Genomic DNA, 7,584 nt, shown 5'->3' with positions numbered 1-7,584 from the left:
GCAAAATCGTGCCAAAGCGAGCGGCAATTAGTGCCAAAGCCTGCGTAAATCGGTGCCAAAGAGGTCGGCGCGCAATTCACAGGCCAAAGATTCCTGCCGATTCCTGCAGAAATCGCTTGACCAGTAATTGCGAATCACTATCATTAGCGTACCGTACACAATAATTCAACGTACCAGGAACCCTCCCATGCAAGCCACCCTGACTGCCGCCACGCTCCTGCGCTCCGCCTCTGCAGACTCCCTGCAGCCGCAGCAGGCCGCTGCAGCGCAGCGCAGCGCCATCTCCGGGGATGGAACGGCCGCCGTGGACAGCAACGACCTGCTGCAAGGCCAGAAGGCCGTGGCCATCAGCCACAACGGAGCGGTGTACCGCCTGCAGGCCACCAAGCTGGGCAAGCTGATCCTCACCAAGTAAGCACATTGATTCACCAGGTTTCATCGTGGGGCGACTCCCGGGCTTCCAGTCCGAAAGGGTCGTTTTTGCCAGCCAACGGGCCAGATTGACCCGCGTAGCCAGGCCTTTTTTCCACGGTACCTGCCATCGGGGAGCCTGCCATGGCACTCCCAAAGCGCGGCCCCTTCGGGGCCGTGTTCGTTGGTGCGCCGGCGCACCCTCACCTCTGCACGCACACGGGTCCAACCAAAGCCCGGAAGTGGAAGGCTTTCACCCCGCTGTTCCGGCGCGCCCTCCCGGGTCCTGTGTGAAACACTTCTTGACGTTTCTCCCTTTTGCGGACACTGCCAGCCACGCGCCAAGGCATGACGCAAGAGCCGTCTGCCCACCCCGTGCACTGCCAGCCAATGACCCATCCTTCCACCGCCCGGCCAGAGATTTCCAAGGCCCAGTTGCTCCAGGAACTGTCGGCCTTCGCCAACCCCAGCGACCGCAAGGGCACGATGCTGGTGCTGCGCGACCATGTGCTGTACTGGGCCTTCATCGCCACCGTGCTGCTGGCCGAGCCGATGTGGATCAAGGTCGTGGCCGCGCTGATGGCGGGCTTTCGCCTGTCTTCGTTCTACACCCTGGCGCACGATGCCGCCCACGGCACGCTGGCCCGCTCCAAACGCCTGAACTGGGTGCTGGCCCTCGTGGCCGGGGTGCCTGCCACGCACAACTACCGCATGTGGTCGCACGACCACAACAAGGTGCACCACCCCTACACCAACGGCGACCACTTCGACTACTACACGCCCTACTCCAAGGCCGGCTACGACGCCCTGCCCTGGCACAGGAAGGTGCTGGAGCACATCTACCGCGCCCCTCTGGGCATCGGCCTGTGGCTGTACTTCGCGATCCACTGGTTCCCCACCCGCATCTACCCCAACGTGCGCACGCCCAGGGACCAGGTGCCCGAGTCGCGCAAGTACTCCGCCCTGCTGCTGGCCTACCACGGCAGCTTCGTGGCCCTGCTGCTGTGGGCACCGGCCTTCGCACCTGTCACGGCCCTGCAGGCGGTGCTGCTGGGCTGGGTGCTGCCGCTGTTCACGCTGATGTTCCTGAGCAGCACCTCGCTGTACATCATGCACACGCACCCGAACATTCCCTGGTTCAAGAGCGACGACCTGCGCCACAACCGCCACAGCCCCGAGGTGTGCTCCGTGGTCTGGTTGCTGCCCGACTGGTTCTCCAAGGTGGTCAACAACGTCTATAACCACGCCGCGCACCATGCGCACGCCGGCATCCCCTCGTACCACCTGCTGGCGGCCCAGAAGCGCATGAACGAGCTCGTGGGCCACAAGCTGGTGATCGAGAAGGCCTCCGTGCGCACCCTGCTCAGGACCATGCGCACCTGCAAGCTCTACGACTACGAGAACCACCAGTGGCTCGATTTCAAGGGCCAGCCCAGCGCCCCGCGCATCGACTTGGAGCAAAAGGGCCTGGTGGCCCTGCGCAATCCGGTGCGCGTGCCGACGGCGATCAACCCGGCCCCGGTGGTATCGCCCACGCCCGCGCCCACGGCCAGCGGCCACGCACTTCCCCAGCCGGTGCCGGACGCGCTGGCCTGACAGCATCCCATCAACAAAAAAACCGGCCTCGGCCGGTTTTTTCATGGAAGCATGCCCAGGGCATGCAGCGGGTCACAGACCGATGGCGGCGATGCCGGCGCGCGCGATCTGCGCGTCCTCAGTCGACTTCACACCGCTCACGCCCACGGCGCCCAGGCACTGGCCGTCCTTGAGGATGGCCACGCCGCCTTCGAGCAGGCCGTCGATGGTGGGAGCGCTCAGGAAGGCGGTGCGTCCGCCGTTCACGATGTCCTCATAGACCTTGCTGTCGCGGCGGCCCAGGGCGGCCGTGCGCGCCTTGGACGGGGCGATGTGCGAGGACACGGCGGCCGCGCCGTCCAGGCGCTGCAGCCACAGCAGGTGGCCGCCATCGTCCACGATGGCAATGGTCACGGCCCAACTGTTCTTCAGGGCTTCGGCTTCGGCGGCAGCGGCAATGGCCTTGACGTCGGCCAGTTCGAGTTCGTGCTTGGTTTTCATGGATGCAATGCCAGGTTGGCGGACGCTCGGCAGGCGCGCCCGGGATGGAAACCGGCAAGCATAGCGGCTCTCCGCAGGGCTGCAAGCCATGCCCAGGGCGAAAGAATAGTGACCAAGGAGAACACAATTTTCGGGCATTCCCAAGAGACCTGCACCTAAAGCGCAAGGATAAATTGAAATTTTTGATAAAAATGATAATATCGAAAATCATTTAATCACTTACGATGCCGCAGGCCTGGAAGCCGGGCACCCCCATGACGAACCCCGCCCCCTCCCCCGACCGCCATGAACAGGAGCGTCTGCGCCTGCTGCGCCGCACGCGGCTCCTCGATACCGCGCCCACCGAAGATTTCGACCGCATTACCCGCCTGGCCCGCCAGATGTTCGGCATGCCGATCGCACTGATGGCCCTGGTCGACGAAAACCGGCAATGGTTCAAGTCGCGCCAGGGCATGGAGGCCACCCAGACGGATCGCCAGTCGTCCTTTTGTGCCCATGCCATCGCCCAGGGCGAGGTCATGGTGGTGGAAGACGCCCTGCTGGATCCGCGCTTCGCGGCCAACCCGCTGGTGCTCGGCGAGCCCCGCATCCGCTTTTACGCCGGCGCCCCGCTGGTGCTCCCATCCGGCCATGCGCTGGGCAGCCTGTGCGTGATCGACCACCAGCCCCGCAGCTTCGGCGCGCAGGAGCGCGAGCAACTGGCCACCCTGGCAGCGCTGGTGATGAGCCAGATCGAGCTGCACCAGCGCGCCGGCCGTATCAACGAGGTGACGCGCCTGCCCAACCGGGCGCAGATGGCGCTGAACCTGGAGGCCCAGCGCATGCGCACGCCCGGCGAGCGGCGCGGCATGCTGCTCATCGACGTGATGCAGCACCAGCGCCTGCAGGCCGCCGTGCGCGCCGTGGGCATCGCACCGCTGGAAGGCGTGCTGCGCCTGATCGCCGAACGGCTCAAGGACCTGCTCGGGCCCGACTGGCCCATCTACCACGTCTCGGAAACGCGCTTTTGCATCCGCATGCAGGGCGACTCGCGCGAAGCCTGCGAACAGTTCGCGCGCCGCGTCGTCGAGCACCTGGAAACGCCGTTCGCGTGCGGCAGCGTGTCGGTGGAGCTCGAGATCGAAATGGGCCTGGTCGATTTCCAGCTCGACCAGAACAGCGCCAGGGACGCCCTGCGCAAGGCCGCTGCGGCGTTGCAGGAATCCAGCGCACGCGGCCGGCGCCTGCTGTGGCACGAAGACAGCTTCGACGCCGCCCACCGGCGTGCCTTCCGCCTGCTGCAGGACGTGGCGCCCGGACTGGCCCGGGGCGAATTCCGGCTCGTCTACCAGCCCAAGCTCAACCTCACCCTGCAGGCCTACTCCGGGGTGGAGGCCCTGGCGCGCTGGACCCACCCGGTGCACGGGGAAATATCGCCTGGCGAATTCATCCCCTTGATCGAGAACTCCCCTCTGATCCACGCCTTCACGCGCTGGGTGCTGAACACCGCACTGGGCCAGCTGGCAGCCTGGCGTGCCCAGGGGATCGACCTCACCATGGCGCTGAATGTCTCCTCGCGCAACCTGGACCAGCCCGGCTTTGTCGATGCGATGCGCGAGATCTGCGAGCGCCAGGGCGTGCCGATCAACAAGCTGCACGTGGAATGCACCGAAACCTCCGTCATGACCCACGTGGAGACCCACGAGGCCCTGCTGGCCCTGCAGGCCATGGGAGCCCAAATATCGCTGGACGATTTCGGCATGGGCTACTCCAACCTGGCCTGCCTGCACTCCCTGCCCGTGCAGTTGCTCAAGCTCGACCAGTCCCTCATCAAGCCGGTGGACACCGATCCCCGGGCCATGGATCTGGTCAAATCCCTCATTTCCATGGGGCATTCGCTCGGCTACCGCATGCTGGCCGAAGGCGTGGAAACCCGGGCCGTGTTCGACCTCGTGGTCGCCGCAGGCTGCGACGCCATCCAGGGCTACTACCTCTCGCGCCCGCTGGAGGCACCAGCCATCCCCGCCTTCATGGCGTCCCAGGCACAGGGCCCCCTGCCCCTGGCCGCCTGACGTACAAGTGGCTCGCTGCATTGCGGCGCTACGCCTGAAACTGGCGCGGCCAAGGCCAGTGCCCCCCGCGCAAGGGCCGCCCCGCCGCGCTGGGGGCTGAGGGCCGCGGCTCCAAGCCTGCCTGCGCAGGCTTGGACGTGCCCGAAGAGCCGCCGCCTCTGGCGGTGGCCCCGAGACGCGCAGCGTCTCAGGGGGTGCATCATCCTCAAGCCCGTTGACCGGTGCGGGTATTGCCTTCCTGGGGAACGCCTCCACCTAGAATTTGTCCAAGCCTGTACCGTGCAGGCACAAGGAGAGATACCGATGAATGACCAAGTCACCACCCTGAACCCTTCGGCGGGCTATGGCATTTCGCAGGAAGAGCGCCACAAGGTGCTGCGCAATACCTACTGGCTGCTCGCCCTGAGCATGATCCCCACCGTGCTGGGCGCCTGGATCGGCGTTGCCACGGGCATCACGCAGTCGCTGCGCGGCGGCGTGGGCCTGATCGTGTTCCTGGGCGGCGCGTTCGCCTTCATGTTTGCGATCGAAAAGACCAAGCGTTCGGCCGCCGGCGTGCCGGTGCTGCTGGCCTTCACCTTCTTCATGGGCCTGATGCTCTCGCGCATGATCGGCATGGTGCTGGGCTTCAAGAACGGTACCGACCTGGTGATGACCGCATTTGCCGGCACGGCAGGCGTGTTCCTGGTCATGGCCACCCTGGCCAGCGTGATCAAGCGCGACCTCTCGGGCATGGGCAAGTGGCTCATGGTGGGCGCACTGGTGCTCATGGTGGGCGCCATCATCAACGTCTTCGTGGGCTCCTCGGCCGGCATGATGGCGATCTCGGTGGCGGCGATCGGCATCTTCAGCGCCTACATGTTGTATGACTTGAAGCAGATCCTGGACGGCGGCGAGACCAACTACATCAGCGCCACCCTGGCCCTGTACCTGGACATCTTCAACGTGTTCCAGAGCCTGCTGGCCCTGCTGGGCATCATGGGCGGCGAAAAGGACTGAGTCAGCTCCTTCAGCCCTGCGTCCCCAAAAGGCTCCCTCGGGAGCCTTTTTCTTGAGCCCGCGCAATGGTCAAGCCTCAATCCGGGCGGGCTGCTGCCGATAATGGAAGTACATGCGCCCTATCGAATTCTTTGCCCCCCAACCCGTCCTGCGCCTTCTGGCTGCGTCCGCTGTCCTGCTGGCCCTGGCCGGGTGCGACAAGCTCACCGCCACGCTGGGACTGAACGAGGCGCAGCAAAAGGACACCGAGGCCCGGGCCATCGGCGGGGCCTGCCGCCATGCGCTGCGCGGGGTGGAAGACTGCTATACCCTCAATCCCAAGGCCCCCAAGGCGGCGGTCTTCGACGGTTGGAAGGAGATGGACCAGTACATGCGCGACAACAAGATCGAGGGCACGCCCGCGGTGGTGGCCAAGCCCCCTGAGCCGGCACCCCGGCGCACGGCGCCAAGGGCATCCGCCCCCGCCGAGAGTTGATACACACAGGACAAAGGGGCCCTCGAGCCCCTTTTTCACGCCTGCGTGGCGGGAGGATCCCCGGCCTCAATCCCGCTCGAACACCGCCATGCTCTCGACGTGCGCCGTGTGCGGGAACATGTTGACCATGCCGGCCGCCGTGCAGCGGTAGCCGCCCAGGTGCACCAGCAGGCCGGCATCGCGCGCCAGTGTGGCCGGGTTGCAGCTCACGTAGACGATGCGCTTGGGCGGGGTCCAGTTCTCGGCGCCCGGGGGCAACGGTGCCGCACCCTCGGCGCCGAGGCGCGCCTGCTCGATGTCGGCCAGCGCCTTGGCCAGTGCAAAGGCGCCCTCGCGCGGTGGGTCCACCAGCCATTTCTCGGCCGAGCCGTCGGCGATCAGCATCGCGGGCGTCATCTCGAACAGGTTGCGCGCCACGAAGTCGGTGGGCGCCAGCGCCTTGCCGCCCTGCGCCACCAGGCCCTGGTTGAGCCGGTAGTTCTCGCGCGAGCGCGCCACCAGCGTCTCGCTGCCCTCGATGCCCAGCACCTCGCGGCCTTGCGTGGCCAACGGCAGCGTGAAGTTGCCCAGGCCGCAGAACCAGTCGATCACACGCTCGTGCTTTTGCACATCCAGCAGGCGCAGCGCACGCGTCACCAGCACGCGGTTGATGTGCGGGTTCACCTGCGTGAAGTCGGTGGGCTTGAAGGGCATGGTGATGCCGAAGTCCGGCAGGCCATAGGACAGCGGCTCGCCGCCCTCCTCCATCAGCTTCACGGTCTCGGGGCCCTTGGGCTGCAGCCACCATTGCACACGGTGGGCCGCAGCAAAATCGCGCAACCGCGCGAGGTCATCCTTGCTCAGCGGCTCCAGGTGGCGCAGCACCAGCGCGGTCACGCTGTCGCCGCAGGCCAGTTCGATCTGCGGGCAGGTGTCGCGCGCGTCCATGGAGGCGATCAGCGCGCGCATGGGCATCAGCATGGCGTCCACGTGCGGAGGCAGCACCGGGCAGGTCTGCATGTCGGCCACGTAGCGGCTCTTGCGCTCATGGAAGCCGACCAGCACCGTGCCCTTCTTGATCACATGGCGCACCGACAGGCGCGCGCGATACCGGTAGCCCCAGGCCGGGCCCTCGATGGGGCGCAGCACCGTCTGCGGGCGCACCTTGCCCAGGTGCCAGAGGTTGTCCTCCAGCACGCGCTGCTTGACGGCGACCTGCCCGCCCACGTGCAGGTGCTGCATCTTGCAGCCGCCGCAGGCGCCGGCATGCAGGCCGAAATGCTGGCAGCCCGGGCGCACACGCTGCGACGATTCGCGGTGGATCGCCGTCAGGCTGGCCTGCTCCCAGTTGTTCTTCTTGCGATGGGTGTTGGCGGTGACGTACTCGAAGGGCAATGCGCCGTCGATGAAGACGACCTTGCCATCGGGCCTGCGCGCCACGCCCTGGGCTTCCAGGTCCAGGGAACGCACAGCCAGCCAGCCTTCGGGCAGTTGCTCCGATTCCTGGCCTTCAGGTTCATACGAGGGGGACAATTCTTTGGGTTCGCTCATCCCCCGATTGTCTCAGAGGCGGCAATGCGACCTGCGCCCAGC

General features: G+C 66.2%; 7 protein-coding genes. 5 read left to right on the top strand and 2 right to left on the bottom strand.

Translation table 11 applies throughout. The features are described 5' to 3' along the window. The first annotated feature begins 187 nt into the window (after positions 1 to 187). Positions 188 to 415 (top strand): hemin uptake protein HemP, encoded by a 228-nt coding sequence (hemP, locus tag AC07X5_RS29800; RefSeq protein WP_409963085.1) that lies wholly within the window; start codon positions 188 to 190, stop codon positions 413 to 415. Positions 416 to 801: 386 nt separating this feature from the next. Continuing rightward, the gene (locus AC07X5_RS29795) at positions 802 to 2,007 is read left to right on the top strand and encodes a fatty acid desaturase family protein (RefSeq protein ID WP_494773078.1); all 1,206 of its coding nucleotides are present in this window, start codon (positions 802 to 804) and stop codon (positions 2,005 to 2,007) included. Positions 2,008 to 2,079: 72 nt separating this feature from the next. On the opposite strand, the gene AC07X5_RS29790 is transcribed toward AC07X5_RS29795, so the two are convergent. Continuing rightward, positions 2,080 to 2,487 (bottom strand): GlcG/HbpS family heme-binding protein, encoded by a 408-nt coding sequence (locus AC07X5_RS29790; RefSeq protein ID WP_409963089.1) that lies wholly within the window; start codon positions 2,485 to 2,487, stop codon positions 2,080 to 2,082. A gap of 254 nt (positions 2,488 to 2,741) precedes the next feature. Here AC07X5_RS29790 and AC07X5_RS29785 point away from each other — a divergent pair, with 254 nt between their 5' ends. From AC07X5_RS29785 to AC07X5_RS29775, 3 genes are all read left to right on the top strand, one after another. Beyond that, a complete protein-coding gene (locus AC07X5_RS29785) occupies positions 2,742 to 4,538 on the top strand; it encodes a putative bifunctional diguanylate cyclase/phosphodiesterase (RefSeq protein WP_494773077.1) in 1,797 nt (598 codons plus the stop codon). 303 nt (positions 4,539 to 4,841) lie between these two features. Beyond that, complete coding sequence (locus AC07X5_RS29780; RefSeq protein ID WP_409955231.1) at positions 4,842 to 5,537, top strand: Bax inhibitor-1/YccA family protein; 696 nt, start codon at positions 4,842 to 4,844, stop codon at positions 5,535 to 5,537. A 112-nt stretch (positions 5,538 to 5,649) separates the two neighbouring features. Further along, on the top strand, positions 5,650 to 6,012 hold the full coding sequence (locus tag AC07X5_RS29775; protein ID WP_494773076.1) for a hypothetical protein: 363 nt from the start codon (positions 5,650 to 5,652) through the stop codon (positions 6,010 to 6,012). Between the two features lie 66 nt (positions 6,013 to 6,078). Here AC07X5_RS29775 and rlmD read toward each other — a convergent pair whose 3' ends face one another. Then, positions 6,079 to 7,542, bottom strand: a complete 1,464-nt coding sequence (gene rlmD / locus AC07X5_RS29770) for a 23S rRNA (uracil(1939)-C(5))-methyltransferase RlmD (protein ID WP_494773075.1) — start codon at positions 7,540 to 7,542, stop codon at positions 6,079 to 6,081. Positions 7,543 to 7,584: the final 42 nt, after the last annotated feature.

The sequence above is a fragment of the Acidovorax sp. GW458-11-26-14-TSB4 genome, assembly GCF_059423865.1.
The sequence above is the reverse complement of the archived record's forward strand: the minus strand, read 5'-3'. Positions and strand labels throughout refer to the sequence as shown.